The sequence below is a fragment of the Undibacterium umbellatum genome (assembly GCF_014284125.1).
GTDB classification, from domain to species: Bacteria; Pseudomonadota; Gammaproteobacteria; order Burkholderiales; family Burkholderiaceae_D; genus Undibacterium; species Undibacterium umbellatum.
The window spans coordinates 1-24654 of the sequence record NZ_JACOFX010000012.1 but is presented as its reverse complement, the minus strand read 5'-3'; the positions used below and the strand labels follow the sequence as shown (position 1 = coordinate 24654).

General features: G+C 51.4%; 16 protein-coding genes and 1 tRNA gene. 8 read left to right on the top strand and 9 right to left on the bottom strand.

Going from position 1 to position 24654, the window contains the following annotated elements; translation table 11 throughout:
- Positions 1 to 65: 65 nt before the first annotated feature.
- Entirely contained in the window at positions 66 to 3377 is a 3312-nt protein-coding gene (locus H8L47_RS19550; protein ID WP_329605473.1) for a UvrD-helicase domain-containing protein, read from the bottom strand.
- The gene (locus H8L47_RS19545; RefSeq protein WP_186955289.1) at positions 3377 to 6127 is read right to left on the bottom strand and encodes a PD-(D/E)XK nuclease family protein; all 2751 of its coding nucleotides are present in this window, start codon (positions 6125 to 6127) and stop codon (positions 3377 to 3379) included. Before H8L47_RS19545 ends, H8L47_RS19550 begins: the two co-directional genes overlap by 1 nt.
- Before the next feature lie 277 nt (positions 6128 to 6404).
- On the opposite strand from H8L47_RS19545, the gene trxA reads away from it, so the two are divergent.
- Together trxA and rho are read left to right on the top strand one after the other, a co-directional pair.
- Positions 6405 to 6731 carry a thioredoxin TrxA gene (gene trxA / locus H8L47_RS19540; protein ID WP_186955288.1) on the top strand — a complete coding sequence of 109 codons (327 nt, stop codon included), beginning with the start codon at positions 6405 to 6407 and terminating at the stop codon, positions 6729 to 6731.
- A gap of 242 nt (positions 6732 to 6973) precedes the next feature.
- A complete protein-coding gene (rho, locus tag H8L47_RS19535) occupies positions 6974 to 8236 on the top strand; it encodes a transcription termination factor Rho (protein ID WP_110257254.1) in 1263 nt (420 codons plus the stop codon).
- Between the two features lie 94 nt (positions 8237 to 8330).
- Here the strand turns inward: rho and H8L47_RS19530 are convergent, their stop codons facing one another.
- The 3 genes from H8L47_RS19530 to H8L47_RS19520 form a co-directional block, all read right to left on the bottom strand.
- Positions 8331 to 8669 (bottom strand): cupin domain-containing protein, encoded by a 339-nt coding sequence (locus H8L47_RS19530; protein WP_186955287.1) that lies wholly within the window; start codon positions 8667 to 8669, stop codon positions 8331 to 8333.
- 50 nt (positions 8670 to 8719) lie between these two features.
- On the bottom strand, positions 8720 to 8983 hold the full coding sequence (locus H8L47_RS19525; RefSeq protein ID WP_186955286.1) for a DUF2249 domain-containing protein: 264 nt from the start codon (positions 8981 to 8983) through the stop codon (positions 8720 to 8722).
- 89 nt (positions 8984 to 9072) lie between these two features.
- Positions 9073 to 11361: a nitric-oxide reductase large subunit gene (locus H8L47_RS19520; RefSeq protein ID WP_186955285.1), complete on the bottom strand. Its 2289-nt coding sequence runs from the start codon at positions 11359 to 11361 to the stop codon at positions 9073 to 9075.
- A gap of 304 nt (positions 11362 to 11665) precedes the next feature.
- Between H8L47_RS19520 and H8L47_RS19515 the strand changes: the two genes are divergently transcribed.
- Positions 11666 to 12118: an RrF2 family transcriptional regulator gene (locus H8L47_RS19515; protein ID WP_186955284.1), complete on the top strand. Its 453-nt coding sequence runs from the start codon at positions 11666 to 11668 to the stop codon at positions 12116 to 12118.
- Positions 12119 to 12199: 81 nt separating this feature from the next.
- Here the strand turns inward: H8L47_RS19515 and H8L47_RS19510 are convergent, their stop codons facing one another.
- From H8L47_RS19510 to H8L47_RS19500, 3 genes are read right to left on the bottom strand one after another with little or no spacing between them, the layout of a single operon-like run.
- Positions 12200 to 13642 (bottom strand): efflux transporter outer membrane subunit, encoded by a 1443-nt coding sequence (locus tag H8L47_RS19510; RefSeq protein WP_186955283.1) that lies wholly within the window; start codon positions 13640 to 13642, stop codon positions 12200 to 12202.
- Positions 13643 to 13644: 2 nt separating this feature from the next.
- A complete protein-coding gene (locus H8L47_RS19505) occupies positions 13645 to 16800 on the bottom strand; it encodes an efflux RND transporter permease subunit (protein WP_186955282.1) in 3156 nt (1051 codons plus the stop codon).
- 58 nt (positions 16801 to 16858) lie between these two features.
- Entirely contained in the window at positions 16859 to 18148 is a 1290-nt protein-coding gene (locus H8L47_RS19500) for an efflux RND transporter periplasmic adaptor subunit (RefSeq protein WP_186955281.1), read from the bottom strand.
- Positions 18149 to 18850: 702 nt separating this feature from the next.
- Between H8L47_RS19500 and H8L47_RS19495 the strand changes: the two genes are divergently transcribed.
- Positions 18851 to 19531 carry a TetR family transcriptional regulator gene (locus H8L47_RS19495; protein WP_186955280.1) on the top strand — a complete coding sequence of 227 codons (681 nt, stop codon included), beginning with the start codon at positions 18851 to 18853 and terminating at the stop codon, positions 19529 to 19531.
- Here the strand turns inward: H8L47_RS19495 and H8L47_RS19490 are convergent.
- Entirely contained in the window at positions 19528 to 20157 is a 630-nt protein-coding gene (locus H8L47_RS19490; RefSeq protein ID WP_230413825.1) for a trimeric intracellular cation channel family protein, read from the bottom strand. The genes H8L47_RS19495 and H8L47_RS19490 overlap by 4 nt on opposite strands.
- A 526-nt stretch (positions 20158 to 20683) precedes the next feature.
- Between H8L47_RS19490 and H8L47_RS19485 the strand changes: the two genes are divergently transcribed.
- The 4 genes from H8L47_RS19485 (at position 20684) to H8L47_RS19470 (ending at position 24451) form a co-directional block, all read left to right on the top strand.
- Positions 20684 to 20950 (top strand): type B 50S ribosomal protein L31, encoded by a 267-nt coding sequence (locus H8L47_RS19485; RefSeq protein ID WP_186955279.1) that lies wholly within the window; start codon positions 20684 to 20686, stop codon positions 20948 to 20950.
- Between the two features lie 198 nt (positions 20951 to 21148).
- Positions 21149 to 22873: an ArnT family glycosyltransferase gene (locus H8L47_RS19480; RefSeq protein WP_186955278.1), complete on the top strand. Its 1725-nt coding sequence runs from the start codon at positions 21149 to 21151 to the stop codon at positions 22871 to 22873.
- Positions 22870 to 24294 (top strand): MATE family efflux transporter, encoded by a 1425-nt coding sequence (locus H8L47_RS19475; protein WP_186955277.1) that lies wholly within the window; start codon positions 22870 to 22872, stop codon positions 24292 to 24294. Before H8L47_RS19480 ends, H8L47_RS19475 begins: the two co-directional genes overlap by 4 nt.
- Positions 24295 to 24366: 72 nt before the next feature.
- Positions 24367 to 24451, top strand: a tRNA-Leu gene (locus H8L47_RS19470).
- The last annotated feature ends 203 nt before the right edge of the window (positions 24452 to 24654 follow it).

Sequence of the window (24654 nt, the reverse complement as noted above, 5' to 3'; positions counted from 1 at the left end):
GTGTTTAAAGGGGTATGCAACTCAGCATTTAACTCAGTTGATTAATTATACGAGTAAATTTTCTCTCAGAGCAGATCTATCAAGCTGCCATCACTCAAAATAAGTGCAGCATGGACAGTTTTATCAGAAAATACCTGATTTAAGGCATCAACATAGCCCAGCAACTGCTGGCGATAGCCTGCGTCCTGTCCAGGCAAAAGTTGGCGCTTGTAATCCAGAACCCAGACTTCATGCGAAAAAACCACAACCCGGTCCAGCCGCAATAATTTTTGCTCAACCAGCACATCCATTTCATTGCGTGCATATACATATCCAGCAGGATCATAAAATTTCTGCAATGCAGAATTACTGAATATACACTCAGCCTGTTTGCGTATTGCTGCTGCCACAGTGCTGGAACAGGGCAGCCAAGCGGCGATGGTTTCGGCATCTGGGACGGCAATAGGCCAGGTCTTTGCGTTGTTGCTCAAACGCTCCATCAAGGTGTGCAGAGCTATGCCCTCCAGTTGTTCATCACTGATTGCTTCCATGATTAACTCTTCAGCAGGCATGGCAGGAGGTTCAAATACCGCAAGACTAAATGACTGGCTCTGCTGTATTTCATTCTCTATTTTGGCTGCACCCGGCAATTTTTCTTCTGCGTGATCCAGGTAAGCATACCAACTTGGGGCAGGCTGCTTTTTCCCATTCTGCACCCCACTAACTATCAGTACCTGCTTGGCACGGGTGATGGCAACATATAAGAGGTTCCAGTTTTCTTGCGTGGCCTGGGCCTCTTCCTGCGCAAAAAAACGGTCACGTGCCGCACCGCGCTGATCTTTCTTCCCAAAGACAGAAAAATGCCTTTCCTCGCCAGCTTGCAAAGGCCATTGGCACAGGACACCTATCCTGTCCTTCATCGACTCACTGTGATTGGTGTCCAGCATGACGACAATCTTTGCTTCCAGCCCCTTGGCGCTATGAATGGTAAGGATACGTACAGCGTCAGCCGCACTATCGACCGCAGATTCGTCCGGTGCATCACTGTCGCCACCTCGGCGCAAGGCACCCAAGGCAGCGATAAATTTTGGCAGGCTGGGGTAACGCCCGGCATCCAGATTCAGAGCAAGTTCGGTAAAGCTATGGATATTCCCCATGACCTGGCTGCGCTGTGCAGCTAAAGATACTTGCGCATAACGTTGTAGCACCTCACCCTGATGCAAGATGCGATCCAGCAAATCATGTACGGGCAAATAATACGACGCTTCCATCCATTGCTGTAACAGTTTTGCAGCACGTTGCAGAACTGGATAAGAATCATCTTGCTGCAAAGCCAAAGATTGCAAGCGCTTCCACCATGTCGCTTCATCACGCAATGCCAGCGCAATCAGATCATCATCACTGGCTGCCATAATGGGTGACTTTAAGACATGCGCCAGCGCACGGTTATCACCTGGCGTCATCAGGAAATTTAATAACGCGATCAAGTCCAGCACTTCCAGCGCATCCAGCAAACCGCCTCGACGGCTGGACACAAAGGGAATACCTGCTTCACGCAAGGCTTTTTCATAGGCAGACAAATGCGTGCGGCGCTTGACCAGCAACATCACCTCGCTCCATTGAAAACCTTCTGCGCCCTGCCCGGCACGTATGCCCAGCAAGGCTTGCGCGACTTGTTTACCTTCTTCATAGCGTTGCTGGTTTTCTACCTCTTCCAGTGGTATCGTCAACGAATTGCGCAAGGGAAAGCGGGTGGGTGCAGCTTCTTCCTCAACAACTTCATCAATTACATCAGACACGACCGCACCTATCAATGGCAAACGCCAGACTGCACCATCTGCATCAGAAGCTGTTGTTTGCGCATGAAACAGCGGGTTGCCACGCATACTGACATTGAGCACGTCAACAATGGCTGGTGCATTCCTACGTGTTTGATTAGTGCGCAAAACCCTTGCACCCTGTGCCGCCAGCATATTTTGCGCGGCAGTAAACACTCTCGGTTCGGCGCGACGGAAACGATAGATAGACTGTTTGGGGTCGCCCACCACAAACACACTGGGCTTGGCACCATCATCACCATAAGCTTCCAACCAGGCTTGCACTATGCCCCATTGCAGGGGATTGGTATCCTGGAATTCATCAAGCAAGATATGTTTGTAACGTGCATCAAGACGGCTATGCAAATAGGCTGCATATTCTTCGTTGTTTAGCAGGCGATATGCCTGCCATTCAAGGTCAGCAAAGTCAAATACCCGCTGGTCAGCTTTCAGGCTTTGGTAGCATTCAAGATAGGCGGTGCCGACAGAAAACAAGGCTTCATTGACTTGCATCACCATTTTCTCTGCACTGCGTTTTTGCAGTTGATTCAACGTCTGCACTATCGCTTCGCATTCATCTTCAAAGGCATTTATCTGGTCCAGGCCCAGATGTTTTTCTATGGAGGCAATCAGTGCCTTGACCTTGACATTGTGTGAGCGGATATTGCCCTGCCCATTGATGAAACCATCGCAAATCATGGCAAACGCTTCCAGGCTAGGGCCGTCCGTCAAGCCTTGCTCTATCTTGCTGGCATTGGTCTGGTTGTTCTTTGAACCCTGACCCAATACCAGGGCCATGTGGGCAATGCGTTGATATAACTGAGCATCTTCCCAGATGCTGAGCCGCGCATCCTGATACAGGTCTGCACCGCATAAATCACGCAACCAGTCCAGCGGGCCACCCAGCTCAATTTGCTGGTTGCTGGCCCACCATTCTGCCCGCTTGTCGAGGAAGGCTTCCAGCATTTCGCGTGCATTGAAATCCCCAATTTCCTGATAAAGGAATAGCAGCGCCTCCTTGATGTCTGAATGCTCTTCCTGCGCCAGCATCTGCATGAGCTGACCATAGGCTTCGCGCTGAATATCACCACTGGCTTCCACCAAAGTGAAGCCATGCGGCACGCCAGATGCCAGCGGTGCCAATTGTATCAGGCGACCGAACCAGCTATGGAAGGTGTCCAGTGATAGTGACTGCGGACTGGATAAGACTTTTTCATACAAGCCACGTGCCAGTGGTATGACACTTTGCAAGTCAGCCTCGGCAATACCGCGCTCAGTCAGCAATTGCCGCACATGGGCGATATCTGCCAGCGCCAGTTCATGCAGCAAATCCATGAGGCGCTCACGCATTTCCTGTGCAGCCTTGCGGGTAAAGGTAATCGCCAATAGTTCTGCCGGTTCAGCGCCCGCCAGCAAAAGGCGTAACATGCGCGAGACAAGCAACCACGTTTTTCCACTGCCAGCACAAGCTTCGACGACAACGCTGTGGCGCGGGTCGCAGGCAGTCGCTGTAAAGTAGGCATGACTGACTGCCTGACCATTGACTTCATAAGCCTGAGAGTATTGCAGGGGTTCGCTCATCACCATGCCCCCTTACGACAAAGGCCACGCATTTCGCAGTACTGGCAATTTGCTTCTACACCATGGGCTGGCAAACTTGAACCTTTCTGTATCGCGGCCATACTGGTTTTAATCGCCAGTGCCAATTCTGAAACCCAGCGTTCAAAATCGTCGGCAGCTACATCGCCAGCCTTACCCTGGCTCAGTTCCAGCGCCACATAACTGCCTGAACTGACAGGCAAATCCGTCAACAAGCCATAAAACGGCAGTTGGTGATCTTCACCTTCCTTGAGTCTACGGCGCAAGTCGATCAGGTTTTTGGTCTTGTAATCGAGTACCGCCACTTCACCATTCATGTTTCTGTCTACGCGGTCTATGCGACCCTTCAACATGATCTGGCCACCCTGCCATTCCAGCGTTTTTTCATTCTTGATTTCACCCATGTCAAACTGCCAGCCAGCCTCTTCATGTGCCTGCATCCAGGCGACATAGGCGGGGATAACTTTATCCCAGCGTACGCTATAAGCTAGTGCCGCCGGGCTTTTTTGCAATACATCGGCAAAAAAATCAGCGGATATGTTACGCAGCAAGGCTTCTTTGTCCACGCCTGGCTGATTGACTTGAGTGGCTTTCAACTCTTCATGGTAACGCTTGAGGATGGCATGCAACCAGTCACCATAGTCACGCTTTTCCGGCATGTCTGACAGTTCATCCAGCGCACTCAAACCCAGCATGCGCCCGGCAAAAAACTGGTAGGGACATACCACCAGGCTGGTATAAGCACTGGCAGATAAAGTTGAAGGCAACAACGCAGCGGCAGAGGGCGTGGGCATATGCTGAGTGTTGGTTTGCATGGTCCTGGTCGGCAAATCAAGGGGATGACTATCCAGCACACCTTGCTGGGTACGCTCCAGCGTCAGGCCCAATTGTTCCAGCCAGGGGCTGACGGGATTATGTTCGCCATTCAGGCTGCCCTGCCATGATAAAACAATGTCGGTATTACTCAGCAATAGCTCAGCAAAGTCACGCAATTGCTGTTGCTGGCGCGACTCGCGTGTTTCCAGTCCACATTCACGCCTGACTGCATTCGCGAAAAATAATATCTCGCTGGCCTGCGATGGCAGGTGTGAAGCATCCGCCCCAACCAACAACACCGCATCAAAAGGACGCAGGCGTGCGCCATTCAGCGGCAACATCACCACGCGCTTGTCGGTATGTGCGAACACAAATGCCGTGCTCTCCAGTTGCAGATTCATCAGGGCACGCCATTCAGCAAAGGTGAATGGGGTTTTCAAATCCTGACAGGCGAGCTGCAGCTTCTGTAGCAGTTGTATGATTTGCGCACCAGCCGGGTCTGCCTGAAAGGCATTGAACATGGAGAGGTCAAAGAATACCTGCAAACTCAGTGCACTCCATTCAGACAGACTGCGCCTGCCTGTGAAGTTGCCAGCCTGCCTGGCCATGGACCTGATCCAGCGGCTCGCTAGCCCGGTATCCTTGCCCGCATCCAGCGCGGCCAATACCGATTCCCAGCCACCAAGCACATTCGCACGACGCAAGACCAACTCTATACGCATGACCATATCGGCCTTGGCAGCGATGGCATCTTGCTCATGCTCAGTATTGTCCGGGTCTTTCCACAGCAGGTAAGGTGACTTCAAGAAATCCAGCAAGGCCATGGTATCGGCCCGCGTCGTCACCACTTCCAGCCAGGCGGCAATAGCCGCCGCAGCGCGGGTAGTAGACAGTTTCCAGCCGGTTTCATCGGCCACCATGATCTGTGCGCGTTCCAGCAAGGCGCGTATGCGGCGGGAGACGACACGGTCTTGCGCCACGACGGCCACACTTTGCTTGCCGGCCTGCAGCCAGTTGATGATGGTTTGTGCCCCCTGCACCGCCTCATCTTCCAGCGACGTGGCGCGGCACAGGCGGATATGGGAGGTGTCTACATATTCGGTCAGTGCTTGCTGATGCTGGCTGCCCGTATCCTGCAAACCCGGCCAGGCATGATAATACGGCTGCGGCAACGTATGTGCGCGCCAGTCCAGACTGATTTGTAATACACTTTGCTTTTTGGCCCAAGCCTGCAAAAAAGCTTTTTCCATGGGGTTAGGCAAAGTCGGCGCTATCCACAGCAAAGGCTCACTGGCCTGAGCAGCAATTTGCAATAACTGTGCATAACGCTTTACCTGCGGGTCATTGCCATCGAGCTGGCTCTGCCAGACCGACCATACCAGTTGCGTTTCTTCGGATAATAAGGCTTGTGCAGGCGCAGGCAATTGCGCCAGTGCTGCCTGCCAGTCTTTTTCCAGCTTGCTTTTATCCTTGCCTATGGTGGGTAATAAGACAGCGGTCAATTCATCAGACAAGGTCAGCAGTGTTTGCGCCAGTGGCAACAAGTCAGTATTGCGGCGCGCACCAAATAATTTCTTTAACCATGGATGTTGCCTCAATTCAGCATACAAACCCATGAGCCTCTCACTGGCATCACCACCGTTATTACCTTGCGGTGCAGCATCAGGCGCCTGCATTTCCAGCAGGGCAAACAGGGTCTGTATGCGTGGCGGGATGAAATTGCCCTGCAATACTGTCCCTAGCGCCCTCAGCAATAGGTGGGCATGCTGATAGGTAGGCACGATGACCCGCACCGCAGAAAAATCCCGCTCTTGCTGACGTCCCCAGCCCTGCTCCCTGGCTGCGCGCAAAAACGCCTGGGCAGCCTGTTGCCAGAATAGAGGTCCAGCGGGTATCAATTGGGGAGTATGTAGCATCGAGAAAGTGGTGGTTTTGCTGGTAGAGCAAGTATACTATGCGACGGCCCTGGCATTTTAGGCTCAAGCATGACACTTTTCTAAAAAATAGGTTATTATCTATCGCATAGCTAACCACGCCTGACTCATTTTGTTTTAGTCACGGTGCAGCACTATTCAACACCATTGAATTTGTGACTATCACCCCCAGATTCAAACCAGAATGCGGCGCTGTCCCAAAATACCGACATTCAGTGGCGCTGTTACCCCTTAATTTTTCCCTCTCGTTGAGGATTCCATGAGCGAAAACATCAAATATGTAAGCGATGCTTCATTCGAAGCAGACGTATTAAAATCTAACGTACCTGTATTGGTCGATTTCTGGGCTGAATGGTGTGGTCCTTGTAAAATGATCGCCCCTATACTGGAAGAAGTTGCCAAAGAATATAACGGCAAAATCATCGTAGCCAAGATGGACGTAGATGCAAACCAGGCAATTCCTGCCAAGTTTGGCATCCGTGGCATCCCTACCCTGATCCTGTTCAAAGATGGTGCTGCTGCAGCGCAAAAAGTTGGTGCATTGGCAAAAGGCCAATTAACCTCTTTCATTGACAGTAATATTTAAGGTATTATTGTGGTCTGAAGCTTTAAAGCTGAAAACAACAAGATTGTTTACGGCTTTAAAGTGAAGAAAATGAAGAGACAGCTGCCCCGGTTGACAACCCTCAACTGCTGCATGCAAATTCAGACCTGAATTACATAATATTAAATAAAACGAAACCAAGACAGAAATTCTTTCTATCCTGTTTAATCTGTAGTTCCTCTGCTCACTCCCCCACCCCATAATCCCATCCCGGGACACTCACCATGCATCTATCTGAACTAAAGGCCTTACACGTATCCGCTTTATTGGAAATGGCCATAGGACTCGATATCGATAACGCTGCGCGTATGCGCAAGCAGGAATTGATGTTCGCGATCCTCAAAAAACGTGCAAAATCAGGCGAACAAATTTTTGGCGATGGTGCCCTTGAAGTATTGCCTGACGGCTTTGGCTTCCTGCGCTCACCAGATGCTAGCTACATGGCCTCGACTGACGATATTTATATTTCTCCTTCGCAAATCCGCCGTTTCAATCTGCATACTGGCGATTCCATCGAAGGTGAAGTGCGCACACCAAAAGACGGTGAACGATATTTTGCATTGGTGAAGGTGGACAAGGTCAACGGCGAATCGCCAGAAGCCTCCAAGCACCGCATCCTGTTTGAAAACCTGACGCCGCTGCACCCGAACAAGGTATTGACACTCGAACGCGAAATGCGCGGCGAAGAAAATACTACAGGCCGTATCATCGACATGATCGCCCCTATCGGCCGTGGCCAGCGCGGTTTGCTGGTAGCGTCACCAAAATCCGGTAAGTCCGTCATGCTGCAACACGTAGCACACGCGATTACCACCAATCACCCAGACGTTACCCTCATCGTGTTGCTGATTGATGAACGTCCGGAAGAGGTAACCGAGATGCAGCGTTCGGTACGCGGTGAAGTGGTTGCATCGACTTTCGATGAACCAGCTACCCGTCACGTACAAGTTGCTGAAATGGTGCTGGAAAAAGCCAAGCGCCTGGTAGAAATGAAAAAAGACGTGGTCATCCTGCTGGATTCCATCACCCGTCTGGCACGCGCTTACAATACCGTCATACCTGCTTCTGGCAAGGTATTGACTGGTGGTGTGGATGCAAACGCGCTGCAACGTCCAAAACGATTCTTCGGTGCGGCACGTAATGTAGAAGAAGGCGGCTCACTGACCATCATCGCGACAGCCCTGATCGAAACCGGCAGCCGTATGGATGATGTGATCTATGAAGAATTCAAGGGCACAGGCAATATGGAAGTTCATCTGGAACGCCGCCTTGCTGAAAAACGCGTCTACCCAGCTATCAACCTCAACAAATCCGGCACCCGTCGTGAAGAATTACTGATCAAGCCGGATCAGTTGCAGAAGATCTGGATCTTGCGCAAATTGCTGTATAGCATGGACGAAATCGAAGCGATGGAGTTCATCCTCGACAAGATGAAAGCCACGAAAAACAACGCAGAGTTTTTTGAAATGATGCGCAGAGGCGGATAAGTTTCCGGCCCTGTTTTCAGGCTAAAAAAGCCGTCACGTTTGTGACGGCTTTTTTTATGCCTACTCGAGCTGAATGGCTTACTAGAATGGCTTACTAAGCTACAGCTTTCAATAAAACTATCGTCACCAGAAAAGAAGTATTGCTGATCGCCAGAACTGCGTGCGGCAAACCGGCGGCAAGATACAACAAGTCACCAGCACGCATGGTCTTTGTCCCCGCCTGCAATTCGACTTGCACTTCACCAGACAGGCACTGTATGGTGAGGGGGCCATGGACGTGATGCGAAGGCAGACTCTTTCCCTGTGCCAAGTTCATGCGTATGACTTCAAGATGCTCGTCTTTAAACAAGGCGTGCGCCGGTACAGCCAGTAATTGCCCTTCAGGCACCAGCAAGTTGCTCACTTCTCCTGAGTGTAAATGTGGTGTGGCCATTTTATTCTCCTCGTATTGCAATCAGGCACGGTAACATGAGCAGTGATGGATTAAGTTGCCACATGAAAATCAATAATGATTTCGCCTGGTTCTTGTGAAACATAGGCCACCTTCACGCCAGTGCCAAAGTGTTGTGCGATTTGTGCCAGCAATGGCAAGGGATTATGGTCATTGCAAAAACGCATGGTTTCCCCTGGTTCTAATGCCGACAAGGCACCAAAAATCGCTGCATGGCGAAAGCGCTTGGCAACGCCACGTGCATCAAATTCATACACACCTTCAGCCAATACGGGAATGGAACAATCGTGAGCCATGATGAAACTCCTTTTAATATAGATGAAATAAGCAAAAATCACAGGGAGAGCCATTTCTGCTCTCCCTTAAATAAATAACTAAGCAATGGCTAAGCCTTGTTGGGAACTTTGGCATAGCTCATATCAGTCGCGCTGGTTTGCACACGCTTTTTGCCAATGAGCAAACGCAGGGCAAATACAGCCAGGCAAACAACACCCATCGAGAACACGATGTCACCAGGAACCCGTAGCCAAACCAGGGTTTCCATGAATTGTGAGTGTATGACCTCTGGTGAACGTGCAAACCACATGCCTTTGGTAATGCTGGCTACGGCCTGATAAATACCCGCTGGCACAAGTGACATGAACACCATCATTGCCAGTCCAGCATTGAGCAGCCAGAACATCGCCTGCAACAATTTATCGGACCAGAGAGCACGATCAGACAAGCCTCGCAGGCAGAACAACAGCAAGCCTATGCCCAGCATGCCGTAGACACCAAACAATGCGGCATGACCATGTGCAGCAGTCATGTTCAAACCTTGCATGTAGTACAGCGCTATCGGTGTATTGATGGAAAATCCTAGCAAGCCAGCACCAACGGTGTTCCAGAACCCAACGGCAATAAAGCACAATATCGACCACTTGTAAGCCTGCACCCAGGGCGCAGCTTTTGAGCGCTGGTAGTTGCGGAAAGCCTCAACACCTATCAGTGTCAGTGGTACAACTTCAAGGGCTGAGAACATGGCACCAATCGCGATGACAAAAGTCGGTGTCCCGGTGAAATACAGGTGATGCAAAGTACCCAGGATGCCGCCAAACAGGAAGACGATGGTTTCCAGAATAATTGCGCTATTGGCAGTTGCTGCATGTATCAAGCCCAGACGGGTGAACAGCAAGGCGATGACTGCGGTGGCGAACACTTCAAAGAAGCCTTCTACCCACAGATGCACCAGCCACCAGCGCCAATATTCAATCATGGAGTAATGCGTGTGCGGCCCCCAGGTCAGTGAGGTGGCATAGAAACCACCGATACACATCGCGGCCAGGAACACCATCGCAATCAAGCCACGGCTCTCTGATGGTTTTTTCAGTGCGGGCAATAAGCCACGTCCCAGCAAGGTCACCCAGAACAGCAGACCGACAAATAAAAGTATTTGCCAGACCCGGCCCATGCTGGTGAATTCCAGCCCTTGATTACCTATCCAGAAACTGAATTCATTGCCTTTGTGTTGCAGGCTACCCAGCCAGCCAAATGCGGTAGAACCGACCACGATACAAAGCAAGGCATAGAACAAAAGATTCACGCCAAGTTTTTGAAACTTAGGTTCATGGCCAGAAATTGCTGGCGCTATATACAGACCTGTCGCCAGCCATGCGGTAGCTATCCACAAGACCGCAAATTGTGTGTGTATCGTGCGGCTGACAGTGAATGGCAGTATGTCTGCCAAAGGAAAACCAAAAAAACTATGCCCTTCGACAGCATAGTGGGCTGTAATTACACCCATGCCGACTTGCGCCAGTATCAATCCAATGACGACATAGAAATACTTCCTGGTTGCCCGCATCGAAGGCGTGGGCTTCAGGTCAAACAAAGGATCTGTTTTGGGTGGTACAGGATCACCCTCTTCCTTGCTGATGGAATGATAGAAAATCATACCGGCAATGGCAGCAATCATCAGTATGATACTGGCGACAGACCAGATGCCAGCACCGGCAGTCGGCGTATTGTCCACCATCGGTTCATGTGGCCAATTGCTGGTATAGCTAAGGTCAACGGCACCTGGCCTGTCCGTCGCCGCAGACCATGCAGACCAAAAGAAAAAAGCTGGCAGTGCGTGCAAATCCTTGAATTCTGGCAAAGTACCCCTGTTCATCGCATATTGCTCACGCAATTTTTCCAGTGAAGGATCATTACCAAACAAGGCAATATAATGTTGCGCAACTTGCTGGACTGCCTTGGCACGGTCTGCGCTGAGCGTGATCACATTCGTAGATGCCTCGTAAGTATTGCGTCGCATTTCCAGCTTCAGGCGCGCTTTCAACTCTGCCTGATGCCCTGGCTTGAGCTGTTCAAATGATGTTTGTCCTTCCTTTTGCGCCCACACATCCAGCAACGCCAATGATTCACGGTGCAGCCAATCGGCAGACCAGTCTGGTGCAACGTAACTGCCATGCCCCCACACAGAGCCTAATTGCTGTCCACCAGCAGATAACCAGGCTTCCTGACCGAGCGGTACCTGCCCGTCTGAAAATACGACTGTACCCTCGTCACTGACGACTTGTTTGGGAATCGGCGGCGCAGTCAGATAAATTTCTGTGCCTACCCAGCCCAAGACGGCAAAAGACAAGGCACAGATGACGGCGAGCCAAGTCCAGAGTTTACGCGTGGCATGCATGGCGTGTTTCCTTATTGGTGAATTGAGAAAATTAGCGGACTCAAGAGCGTGTTTCATCTGACTGAATTTTGTCTGCGAAACAAGCTTGACCCATTAAAGATTCATTTTATATGCATGTATTTAAAGATACAAACCAAATGAATGTTTAATGAAAATCCCTTGATAAAGATCAATTTTTTGACATAATCAGGTAATGCTTATAAACATCTATACTATATGTATCTAATAGGCTATTGAGAAACAGCGATATGCTTTGACTACGCAGTCTCACTCTCATTCGCAAAGACAGGCTTTTGGAACCAATATGAGATTAACCGCATTCACCGACTACACTTTGCGCACGCTGATTTATCTGGCACAACATGAAGATAAATTGGTTACCATCCAGGAAATTGCTGAGCTGCACAGTATTTCAAAGAGCCATCTGACCAAGGTTGTCCATCAACTGGGAATGTCAAATAAAGTGGAGACCGTACGCGGTCGTCACGGAGGTTTGAAACTGAATCTGCCGCCAGAAAAGATCAATATCGGAGAAATTGTCCGCAATACAGAAACTGACTTTGATATGGCCGAGTGCTTTGACAGCAACAACAATACCTGCTCTTACTCTAGTTCTTGCAATTTAAAAGGAGTGTTGAGTAATGCGACAGCAGCATACCTGTCTGTTCTTGATGCAGTCACGCTGGCAGATTTGGTGGCAAAAAATAGTACCAGAAAAGTACAAGTTTATCCTCGCAAGAAAAGACAGCAGGATTAACAAGTTCAATTTTCTTCCCATAAAAAAGGGCTCCAATCAGAAGATCAGGAGCCCAGTTTTCTACTTCATCCTGCTACAGCTTTATTTACCAGCCAAAATCTCAGGCTTGCTCCAGCCACCACCCACCGCTTTGTAGATGCTGACCACGGCAGACAATTGCGCACGCTTGCTGTCAATCAGGCTCGCTTGTGCCTGGAACAAATCACGTTGTGCATTCAAGACTTCCAGATAGCTGCTATAGCCATTCTTATAGCGCAGGTCAGCCAGGCGCAATGAATCTTTCAAGGCAGTCACCCTGCGCTCGGAAGCCACATTCACCTGCTCATTGGCCGCCGTATTGTTGAGCGCGTCATGCACATCACGGAAAGCGCCCTGCACTGCCTGCACATATTGCGCCAGTGCCTGGTTCTTGCGGGCTTCAGCACCTTGCACTACCGCACCAATTGCACCTGCACGGAAAATAGGTTGCGCGAGGCTACTACCCAGGCTCCACAGCAGCGAAGCAGGATTAATCAAATCCTCAAACACCTTGGATTCATAACCAGCAGTCGTCGTCAGCTTTAGACTAGGAAAGTATTGCGACTTGGCCTGACCGATATCTGCATTGGCAGCTACCAGCGCCTGCTCTGCCGACAGGATGTCCGGACGACGGTTCAGCAAATCAGATGGCAAGTCCGCAGGCATGATCAATTGCTGATGCAAGCTATCAATCGCATTGCCTCGTGCAATCACAGGTTGTGCAATGGCGCTGGCAGAACGCCCCAGCAAGACCGCCAGTGTCGACTCTATATTCGACAAAGCCTGTTTGGCCTGGGAATAACTGATTTCAGATGCAGCAGCTTCAGACTCTGCGACATGCAAATCAAGTTCACTGGTCGAGCCAGCTGTAAAACGACGCTTTTGCAGACGCAGGTTTTCCTGACGGGTTTTCAAGGTCGAATCAGCCAGGGCCAGTTGGGCATCGGCGGCACGCATGGCGAAATAGCTTTGCGCAACATTCGCGTACAGACTGCTTTGCACCAGGCCACGATTGGCTTCCTGCGCCAGCAAACGTGCACGGGCTGCTTCATCTGCACGTGCCAGCTTGCCCCAAAAATCAACTTCATAGGAAGCTGTCAGGCTTAGTTGAAAGTCTTTGCCATACGGACTGGCACCAGCCCCCAGCTTGCCGGCATTTTCACTGGTACGGGTACGTGTGGCACCAAGGTTGCCGTCTACACTGGGGTAGCGGTTCGAATTGGCACCCACCGCAACAGCGCGAGCCTCTTCTATGCGTGCAGCAGCCAGGGCCAGATCCTGGTTATTTTTGCTGGCTTCTTCCAGCAAGCTATCCAGCACCGGGTCTTGAAAGCTTTTCCACCAGGCGGCATAGTCAACCGCCGCTTGCTGGTTTTTTGTCGCCACGACACCCAGGCTGGCCGGGGTTTCCAGCGCCGGACGCTGGTAATTTGGCCCTACCGAGGCACAGCCTGCCAGCACCATGCTGGCAACCAGCGTAGTTAATATGAATTTTGTACCAGACATCATTATTCCTTCACATCTGCTTGAGGCGCATTGTGCAAAATATGGACAGGATGCTCAAAATCCTGCTCTGTGGTTTTCAAGCGTCTGTCATTGATCAGCTTGAAGAACAAAGGCACAAAGAAGATCGCCAGGAAAGTTGCTGCCAGCATGCCGCCCAAGACACCAGTACCCAGGGACTGACGAGCAGCCGCGCCTGCACCGCTTGAGAAAGCAAGTGGCACCACACCCAAAATAAAGGCCAGCGAAGTCATCAGAATAGGACGGAAGCGCAAGCGTGCTGCCTCCAGCGCTGCAGCCACAGGTGCATACCCCTCATTCACTTTCATGACCGCAAATTCCACAATCAGAATCGCATTCTTCGCTGACAAACCTAATAACGTCACCAGACCGATCTGGAAGTACACGTCATTATTGAAGTGACGGAGGTACACCGCCAGCAAGGCACCAAAGATACCAAAAGGCATAGCCAGCAAGACCGAGAATGGCAGAGACCATTTTTCATACTGTGCAGCCAAAATCAGGAAAATCATCAAGACACCAGCACCCAACGCCAGACCGGCTGCATTGCTGCTGCGTTTTTCCTGGAAGGAAGCGCCGCCCCAGTCGTAGACAACATCGGCTGGCAAGACGTTTTTCGCGGCTCTTTCCATCGCTGCAATCGCCTGGCCAGAACTAAAACCTGGCTTGGCATCACCCAGCAATTTAATGGACGGCAAGGCATTAAAACGTTGCACAGAATCAGGACCAGTGATGAACTTGATGGTCGTGAATGCGCGCACCGGTATCATCTGCCCGGTATTGGAACGTACGTACATACTGCCTATATCATCCGGCTTGGCACGGTACTGGCCTTCTGCCTGCAACTGCACGGTGTAGATACGGCCGTTCTTGTTGAAGTCATTGACGTAGTAACTACCCATGGTCGCAGCCAGAGTGTTATACACATCAGCCAGGGCCACACCCATGGAGCGAGCTTTTTCATTGTCCACATCAACATACAGTTGTGGCGAATTGGCTTGCCACAGAGTTTTCACGCCAGCCAGCTCGGGCTGCTTGTTGGCTTCCGCAATCAACAAAGGCAAGATCTGAGCCAAACGCTTGACGCCACCTTCACCAGCGTTTTGCAGGTAGAACTCAAAACCACCAGTCTGACCCAGGCCCTGGATGGCAGGCGGAGCAAAGAATAACGGCAAACCTTCCTTGATGCGGCCGGTCTTCATATAGCTTTCACCCACCATCTGATGAGCGGATTGAGTACGCTCTTCCCAAGGCTTCAAGGGGAAGAACATGGTTGCAGCAGATGATTTCAAACCGCCACCGCCCAGGAAATCCAGACCAACCAGGGCAAAAGTCGTGTCGATATTCTTGTTGGTTTTCATGATGGATTCAACGTCACGCACCATTGCATCAGTACGGTCCAGCGAAGCACCTTCAGGCATGATGGCAGCACCGATGAAATAACCCTGATCTTCATCCGGCACCAGACCACCTGGTACATTTTTCCACAACACACCAGTCAGGGCAACCATACCCAGCACCAGTGCGATACCCAGCACAGCACGCTTCATGAAGAAGGTAACGCCATCAGTGTAACGCTTGGTCAAACGCAAGAAAGCTGCATTGAACCACGTAAAGAAACGGTTGTGATTTTCAGAACCAGGCTTGAGCAAGATCGCGCACAGTGCCGGTGTCAATGTCAATGCAACGATACCGGACAAGACCACAGCAATGGAAATCGTGACCGAGAACTGACGATACAATTCACCCGCCAGACCACCGAGGAAAGCGATAGGACCAAAGGCGGCAACCAGTACCAGCACAATCGCGATCACCGGGCCAGTCACTTCATGCATGGCTTCAATTGCCGCATCTTTCGGCGACATCCCCTCTTCGTTCATCAGGCGTTCAACGTTTTCCAGCACCACAATCGCATCGTCCACCACAATACCAATCGCCAGCACCATACCGAACAATGTCAGTGTGTTGATGCTATAGCCAAGCAAATGCAAACCAGCCATGGTACCAATCAGCGATACTGGTACTGCCAGTGTAGGGATGATGGTGGCACGCCAGCTTTGCAAGAACAGATAGACAACGATGAACACCAGCACCATCGCTTCGGCCAAGGTTTTCAACACCTCAGCAATCGACTCAGTCACAAACGGCGTGGTGTCATATGGAGTGGCATACTCCATGCCTTCAGGGAATTTCGCCTTCAGGTCCTGCAGCGTTTTTTCCACCGCCTTGCGGGTTTCCAGAGCATTTGCGCCGGTTTGCAAGAACACACCGATGTTGGCTGATGGGTGACCATTGACGCGACCATACAGATTGTAATCCTTGGAACCCAATTCAACCCGTGCCACGTCACTGACACGGATAGCGGCACCACCCTTGGCTGATTTGACGATGATATTGGCAAATTCAGATGGTTCCAGCAAGCGGCCCTTGGCCGTGACTGTCATCGTCAATTCTTCAGTGTTGTTTGGTGGCGCACCAACCTTACCAGCAGCATACTGTGCATTTTGCTCAGTAATCGCATTCGAGATATCGCCTACCGTCACGCCCAGCTGTGCCATGCGGTCAGGACGCATCCAGATACGCATCGCATAATCCTTGGCACCGAAAATCTGGATATTGGTGGTACCCGGCACGCGCTTCAATGCGTCCAGCACATTCTGGGTTGCATAGTTGGACAGGAACAAGGCATCGTAACGATTATCTGGCGAGAACAGCGCCGCCACTACCAGGAAATTAGACGAGCTCTTCGAGACCGTCACACCCTGGCGACGTACTTCCTGTGGCAGCTTGGCATCTGCCTGGCGCACCCGGTTATTGACGTTAACTGCGGCAATATCCAGATCGGTACCCACTTCGAATGTCACGCTGATGGACACACGGCCATCAGCGGACGAGACAGAATCCATATACAGCATGTTTTCAACACCATTGATTTGCTCTTCAATAGGTGCTGCCACTGTGCGCTCTATCACCTCGGCAGAAGCGCCGGGATAAAAAGCAGTCACGTTCACTACCGGCGGAGAAATCTCCGGGTAGCGCGAAATCGGCAGAACGCGCAAGGCGGCCAGACCGGCCAGCACGATGATCAGCGACAAGACAGTCGCGAAGATCGGCCGGTTAATAAAAAATTTTGAGAACATGAATTATTCCTTGTAGCCTTAGCTAAGTTATGCAGCGGATTTTCAGCTGGTCAGAAGCTTAGTGTTTTGCCTCTGCACTGGCCGCAGCACTTGCAGCCGGGGCCGATGCTGGCGCTGCCGCAGGTTTATCATCAGGTTTGGCCGCTGGCGCACCTGCTGGAGCAGCGGGTGTCGATGCCGCCTTGGCCGTAATCGCGATTGGTGTCACTGTCATGCCAGGATCATGTGCCTTGATGAAACCATCCACCAGCACGCGGTCGCCACCTTGCAAACCCTTGGTCACTATCCATTCACCATGCGACCAGCCATCCAGCTCAACTGGTTTTGGCACCAGCTTGTTATCAGGCGACACCGTGAACACAATCTTGCCCATGGGGCTGTCAATCACTGCACGCTGAGGTATCGCAATAGCCGCACTGCGGGTAGCACCGCTGAGTATCACGCGCACAAACTGGCCTGGGCGCAGAGTGCCTTCAGGATTTGGCACCTGGGCACGGGCATCAAATCCGCCAGTTGCCGGGTTCACCTTTTCACTGACAAAATTCATCTTGCCTGTGACAGGAGCCATGCTGCCGTCAGCCAGCTTCAACTGCACATCAAACGCCAGGCTGCCGTTATTGGTTTTCTTGCCAGGCAAGGCAATCTTGCCAGCGCCTACATCCTTGCTCAGCTTCAGGTAATCTGCTTCAGGTACGCTAAAGTTGACATACACGGGATCAGTTTGCACGATGGTCGTCAACAAACTGTCCGCCGCTGTCACCAGGCTGCCGTTGGATTTGGCGGCAACTCCCGTCACACCATCGATAGGCGCCACGACACGGGTATAACCAAGATTGAGTTTGGCTTCATTGACCTGCGCCTGCACCTGCTTGTAGCTGGCTTCTGCTGTTTCCAACGCAGACTTGGCATCGTCAAACTCTTTCTGGCTGATGGCTTTCTCTGCTGCCAGTGGCGTCAGGCGGGCAAATTCGCGCTTGGCCTGGTTCAGCTTGGCTTCTGCCACACCAGCAGACGCTTCTGCAGATGCCAGTTGCGTGCGGTAAGCACCCGGGTCAATCTGGAACAGAACAGTGCCAGCCTTAACGCGCGAACCTTCTTCATACAGGCGATTTTCTAAAATACCGGCAACACGGGCGCGCACTTCTGTCTCACGTGAACCTGCGGTTTGCGCCGCATATTCAAAGTCCATGCCCAGGTTGCGCGGCTGCACGGTCACGACATTCACTTCCGGCGGTGGCATCTTGCCAGGTCCGGCAGCGTTTGCCCCACCTTTGTCGCCACAGGCAGCCAATACCAGCAAAGGCAGGCTGATGGCAGCAATACGCAAGGCAGGCAAAGCCTGAGTCATATGACTGGTTATCGAAGATAGCTTAAATACATTTGTTATTGGTTTTGCAGGGGAGCGCATAGGAGATTCTTTCTTCTAAAAGGAAAGGCGGTGTGCTATTATATACATTCACGAATGTTTGTAAATAAAGTTTTTAAACAGCCCTACTTAATTACAGGGAATTTTGGTGATATCCGGATACTTACCTGCCACGAAAAACCACCGTTGTATGGTTGAAATACAGTGAAACAGAGGTGGTTTTTTGTAAGCCGTGTTTGCAAGACTCTTCGTGAGTTGGTTTCAAATTAACAAGAATTGTTTGCAGTCATTAGCAGCATGAATGACCAGCGCGGCAATTAAATGCTTTATAAAGCAGACTGATGAAAGCCTCATGACATCCCGATCCCAAGGGTTGATAGAGACTGGCAAGTCAGACAAGAAAACAAGTATAGAGCAGACAATAAATTTCTGCTGCCAGGCAACAAGTTTGATCTGGCACAGCGCGATTTTTAAAATAAGCAGCAGTATCAATCCGTAACAGTGCAGGCTTTAAAAACATAAAAACGGTATAAACCGAAACACATGCCTTACTCACGTAGAGCGAATAGCAGAAAGCTTCTTACTTTCACAGGCACTCGCCCTACTGTGCTTACTTACAATAACGAAGAGACAGCAAAAAAATTGTACGCAGTAATAAAACGCAGCGTGCGCAAAGGAAACAACATGGTCAGAAAGACGAAAGAAGAAGCACAGGAAACTTATAATACGCTGCTAGACGCAGCAGAAAAAGTATTCGCCGAAAGAGGTGTCACCAGCACCACACTCAATGATGTTGCCACGGCAGCAGGCATGACACGCGGCGCCATTTACTGGCACTTCAAGGATAAAAATGCCCTCTTTCAGGCCATGTGCGACCGCGCCTTTCTACCCATGGAAGCCTTGCTTAATGAAATTGTTTCTGCACCGCTCAAAGACCCGCTGGCTGGCCTCAAAGAGTTAAATGTCCACTTTCTTAACCTGGTTACAGGCAACCCGCGTCAGCAAAATGTGTTTGACATCATTTTTCATCGCTGTGAGAAAAACAGCGAACTGATTTTTTTCAGTGCCGAAAGCGAAAAACGGGATGAATGCCTGGCCAAAGTACAAGCCATGATCCAGCAAGCTGTTGATCAGGGGCAATTACATCCAGACACCGACACCTGGATCGCCATGCAAGCCAGCCACGCCTATGTCATAGGCATAGTCCATGAATGGCTGGAAGACTCTTCCGCCTATTGTCTGATGCAACATGCGGAAGACATGGTAGACATATTCATGGCAGGCCTGGTAGCCCGCCCGCCATTAAAAAAATCGAAGCCAGCTGAGCAGGGATGCAATATGCGCCAGGCTTCTGGGCAAAACTAAACTGGCAACTTCCAGTCAAACCGTACTGCCATCATGCGCAGTACGAAACATATACCCACCCCAAATGCCAGGGCAACACCTTCATTGACCTCTAGCCGGTTCAGTATCAGATAAGTCCAGCAACCCGCAAAGGCGCAAGTCGCATATAAATGGCTGCGCCGGAACACCAGCGGTATTTCATTACAGATAATATCGCGCAAGACACCACCAAAAATGCCGGTGATCACCCCCATCATGACACAGACAAACATCGGCATCTGCGCCTCTTGCGCCAGCGACGCCCCGGTCACACTGAACAAACCCAGTCCCAGCGCATCTGCCAGCACGATGGCATTTTCCGTCACTGCATTACGCAAATGCCGTAAAAACGGGATGGCGACGACAGACATGACAAAGATGATGATAGGGTATTCCTGATTCTCCACCCAAAACAGAGGCCGCCGGTCCAGCAGCAAGTCACGCAGGGTGCCGCCGCCAAAGGCTGTGATAAAGGCCACTGTAAACACCCCCACTACATCCATGCGCTTGCGTCGCGCCTCAATAAATCCCGAACTGGCAAAAGCCAGTATCCCGGCGACTTCAATGGTATGCAACATCGAACTCATACCCAGATAGCTCGTCGTCATGTTTCTCCTTCAGGATTTGGTGCAAAAATGGGGAGTTTATCAAGTTAGGGGTGGTTTTGGGTCTAGAGTTTGTGTGTGTGAAATTCAAAACCTCTCACCACAGAGACACGGAGACACAGAGAACGACAAAGAGAAATGCAAAAAAACAAAAGGCTACCAGAAGAAGCCATCTCCTTAAATTCGTCGTTCCTGCGTAGGTAGGAACCCACCGGACTGGCGCTCCAGCGCCGTTCGTAGAAAACGGGAATAAGCCGCAACAAAAAACAGAAAACATATGTATTAAATAACTCCATCTCTCTCAAAACCGAATTATCCAACCAGCATTTATCTGCAACAAGCCCTTATCATCCACCACATCCCATCGCAAAAATCCCAATTTTCGTTGTATAATCATCGGCTTGGCATTTTGGGCGTCCAGAATCCAGACAACTATTTAAACCTTTGGCAAGTGATAATGCAATCGGGTCAAGAAGCAAGGCGACCGACGAAGTGCTTATTGGCTACCTACACTATTTTCGAGGCAAGCATGAGAGATGGCATCCACCCAAATTATCGCGAAGTTCTGTTCCACGACGTTTCTTGCGATTTCAAATTCATCACACGTTCAACTATCAACACCAAAGACAAAGGTGAGTTTGAAGGTAAAGAATACCCACTGGTAAAGATCGAGGTTTCTGCAGAATCTCATCCTTTCTACACTGGCAAACACAAAATCGTGGATACAGCCGGTCGCGTTGAAAAATTCCGCCAAAAATTCGGCAAAGTCGGTTCCAAGACTTCTGTCGCCAACTAATTGGCCAGGGAAACACAGACGAATCTCAAGTAGCACAGTCTCATGCGTTAGCAGGGCCAGCCTTGCTAATACAAAATCGCGGAGTACGCAAGACAGTCTGTGGTTCCCAAGAATTTTTAGTAAAAAAGGCAGCTCAGGCTGCCTTTTTTACTAAAGCTTTACCCTACAATAAACATCCTTTCCCTCCACCACCCAGATATGAAGCCAGTCCGACTTCCTGCCGCCGCAACTGTTGCGCTACCGCGCTGGGGAATCATCGCCCTCTGTCTCCTGTATATCCTGCCCGGCCTGATAGGCCGCGATCCGTGGAAGGGTGACGATGCCGCCGGTTTCGGCATCATGTGGACCATGGCACATGGCAACCTGTCTGACTGGCTGTGGCCGCACATCGTCGGCCTGCCCATGCCAGAAGAAGGCCCGCTGGCGTTTTGGCTTGGTGCCATCTGCATTAAATTATTTGGCTGGCTGGTGGGTGAACCCATGGCCGCCCGCCTGAGTACCGGCATATTCTTCCTGCTCGGCTCACTCTCGGTCTGGTATGCCACCTACCTGCTAGGACGCAGGCCAGAAGCACAACCCCTGAAACTGGCCTTTGGCGGCCAGCCAGAAGCACGCGACTTTGGCCGCACCCTGGCTGACGGTGCATTGCTGATTTATCTTGGCTGCCTGGGCCTGCTATTGCGCAGCCACGAAACCAGCACCGAAGCACTGCAAATATCCCTGATCGCCTGCACCCTGTATTTATGTGTGCGCCTGCTGGATGAACCAGGCAAGCGCACCGCCGCCAAAATTGGCGGCACACTAGGCTTGCTGGTACTGACCCGTGGCTGGGTATTGCCCCTGGGTTTATGGATCAGCCTGCTGGCAGTGTGCACCTACCGCCAGCAACGCCAACCCCTGAAATATTTGCTCAACATCACCCTGCCGCTGGCCATCGCCGTTGCAGGTCTCTGGCTATTCACTATCAGCCTGGTACACCCCTATGACAGCTCGCCTTATCAGGGCTGGATGCTGTGGAATTATCGTCAGTTCAACTTCCCCAGGTTTGAAAGCATCAGTTATCTGTTGCGCTATGGCATCTGGTATAGCTGGCCTGCATGGCCATTTGCAGCCTGGGCCATCTTTGCCTGGCGCAAGCAAGAGAAAGCCCTCCACATCTCCCTACCTGTCAGCTTTTTAATTTGCTTCGGCGTGCTGGCCATACTCAATCACCAGTCAGAAGAAGCGATACTCTTGCCGATACTGCCACCGCTGGCAATACTCGCCGCCTTTGGCTTGCCAACCATGAAGCGCAGCGCCATCAATGCCGTTGACTGGTTCTCTGTCATCGTCTTCACCGCCGTCGCCGCCTTTATCTGGCTGTACTGGCTGGCTGACCAGACAGGCTGGCCACCCGGCATGGCGAAAAGAGCTGGCAACCTGGTGCCAGGCTACCAGTCCAGCTTCAATATTTTTGTCTTCATCATCGCTCTGAGTGCAACAGTAGCCTGGTTCCGCCTTGTCTACTGGCGCATCTCCAGACAGCCTGCCGTATTGTGGCGCGCAGTAGTATTGTCCAGTGGTGGCGTTATCTTATGCTGGCTATTGGTGCAAAGCCTGGGCTTGCAGTGGCTGGACCAAAAAGTCAGCTATGCGCCACTGTCCAAAGAACTCGCGCAAAAAGTGCCACCCAATATGGGCTGCATACAAGCCCACATTGGCCCATCACAACGCGCTTCATTTGCGTATTTTGGCAAGCTGCACTTTGCCGGATTCTCTGACCATGACTGCCAGCTGTTACTGGTACAAAACAGCAAGAAATCCGCGCATGAGAGCGTGCTGCCACCAGAATACAAACCAGAGCACTGGTCAGTCATCTGGTCTGGCCACCGCGCTGCCGACAATGACGAATTGTTTACCCTGTACCAGCGCAAGCAGCAATGAAGACCGAACACCCCAGCACACTGCGCGGCAACATCAAACGCATCGCCTCACTATCATGGCCCATGATGGTGGGCCAGATGGCCGTGGTGGGCAATGGGGTGATAGACACGGCCATGACCTCGCGCTTCTCGGCGACTGACCTGGCAGCACTCTCCATCGGCATCTCAATTTATGTCAGCATCTTCGTTGGCCTCAATGGCATCTTGCAAGCCATCTCCCCTGTCGTTGGTCAATTGTTCGGCGCGCGCAAATTTAAAAAGATAGGCGCAGAAATCAAGCAAGGCGTATGGCTGGGCGCTTTCCTTGCCTGTATAGGCTGCCTCATCCTGCTATTCCCAAATAGTCTGCTCTCCATCGCGCAAGCTTCACCGACCTTGAATGACAAGGCAGCGCAATATCTGCAAATACTCGCCATCGCCCTGCCCGCCACCCTGGGCTTCAGGATCTACGGCGCACTCAATAATGCAGTTGGCCGCCCCAAGATGGTCATGGCCATCCAGCTCGCCGCACTGGCGATAAAAATCCCGCTCAACACCCTGTTTATATTTGGCGGCCTTGGCATACCCGCCATGGGCGGCCCCGGCTGCGCTGCCGCCACTGCCGTCAACGCCTGGCTCATGCTCATCACTGCCTGGCTCATGCTCAAGCATGTCAAATATTATGAATTGTTTGCACTATTTGGCAGCGGCTTCGTCAAACCCAACTGGAAAGCCCTGCGCAGCCTGCTGCATCTCGGCATCCCCATGGGCCTGAGCTACCTGATTGAAGTCACCGCATTCGCCTTCATGGCCCTGTTCATCGCGCGACTGGGTGAAGTCGCAGTATCCGGGCACCAGCTCACCGCCAACTTTGGCACCATCCTGTACATGCTTCCCCTGGCGATCGCCAGCGCCACCGGCACCCTGGTCGCGCAAGCCATAGGCGCCAAACAAATGCAGGCCGCCCGCGTCACTGGCAATGCAGGCATCATCCTGGCTGCCATGCTGGCTGTGCCCATCGGTGTCACCATCTGGTTCAGCCGCGACCTGATCTTGCACGCCTACACCTCCAACTCCGTCATCATCGCAGCCGCCTTCCCGCTGTTCACTTTCATTTCGGTGTACCAGATTTTTGATGCGATACAAGTCACCACCGCCTTCATCCTGCGCGCCTATAAAATCGCTATCGTCCCCACCATCCTGTACGCCTTTGCGCTATGGGGCTGCGGCCTCGGTGGAGGTGTCATCCTGGGCCTGGACCCCTACAACATCAGCCCGGCTTTCCTGCACGGCGCAGCAGGCTTCTGGATGGCCAACAGCGCCAGCCTCGCCATCGTCGCCTTCAGCCTGTGGTACTACCTGCGCATCGTCCAAAAACGCTTCCCCACCCCCGCCATGTGGCGCAGGAACGTAAATTTTGACCAGCCAGGCAGAAATCCATAAACACAGCAAACGGCAAAAGCAGCAAGCCACTTGCAAAATCCTGACGGCTCTGTCATAATTTTGTTCTGCGTTGCCGAGATGGCGGAATAGGTAGACGCACGGGACTCAAAATCCCGCGCCGCAAGGCGTGCCGGTTCGATTCCGGCTCTCGGCACCAAACACTGATTAAGCTCTTGATTATTCAAGGGCTTTTTTAGTTTTTGGTTAAACAATTTTGATCTTTTCTACATCACTTTGAGGTGTACTGTCAATAGCGGACACTCATGTTCTAAGCTGCCTGTGACTGCCGATTAAAATTTTCAGCAAACAAGGCTGGCGATATATTGCCAAGACGCGAGTGACGTCGCTGGCGGTTATAAA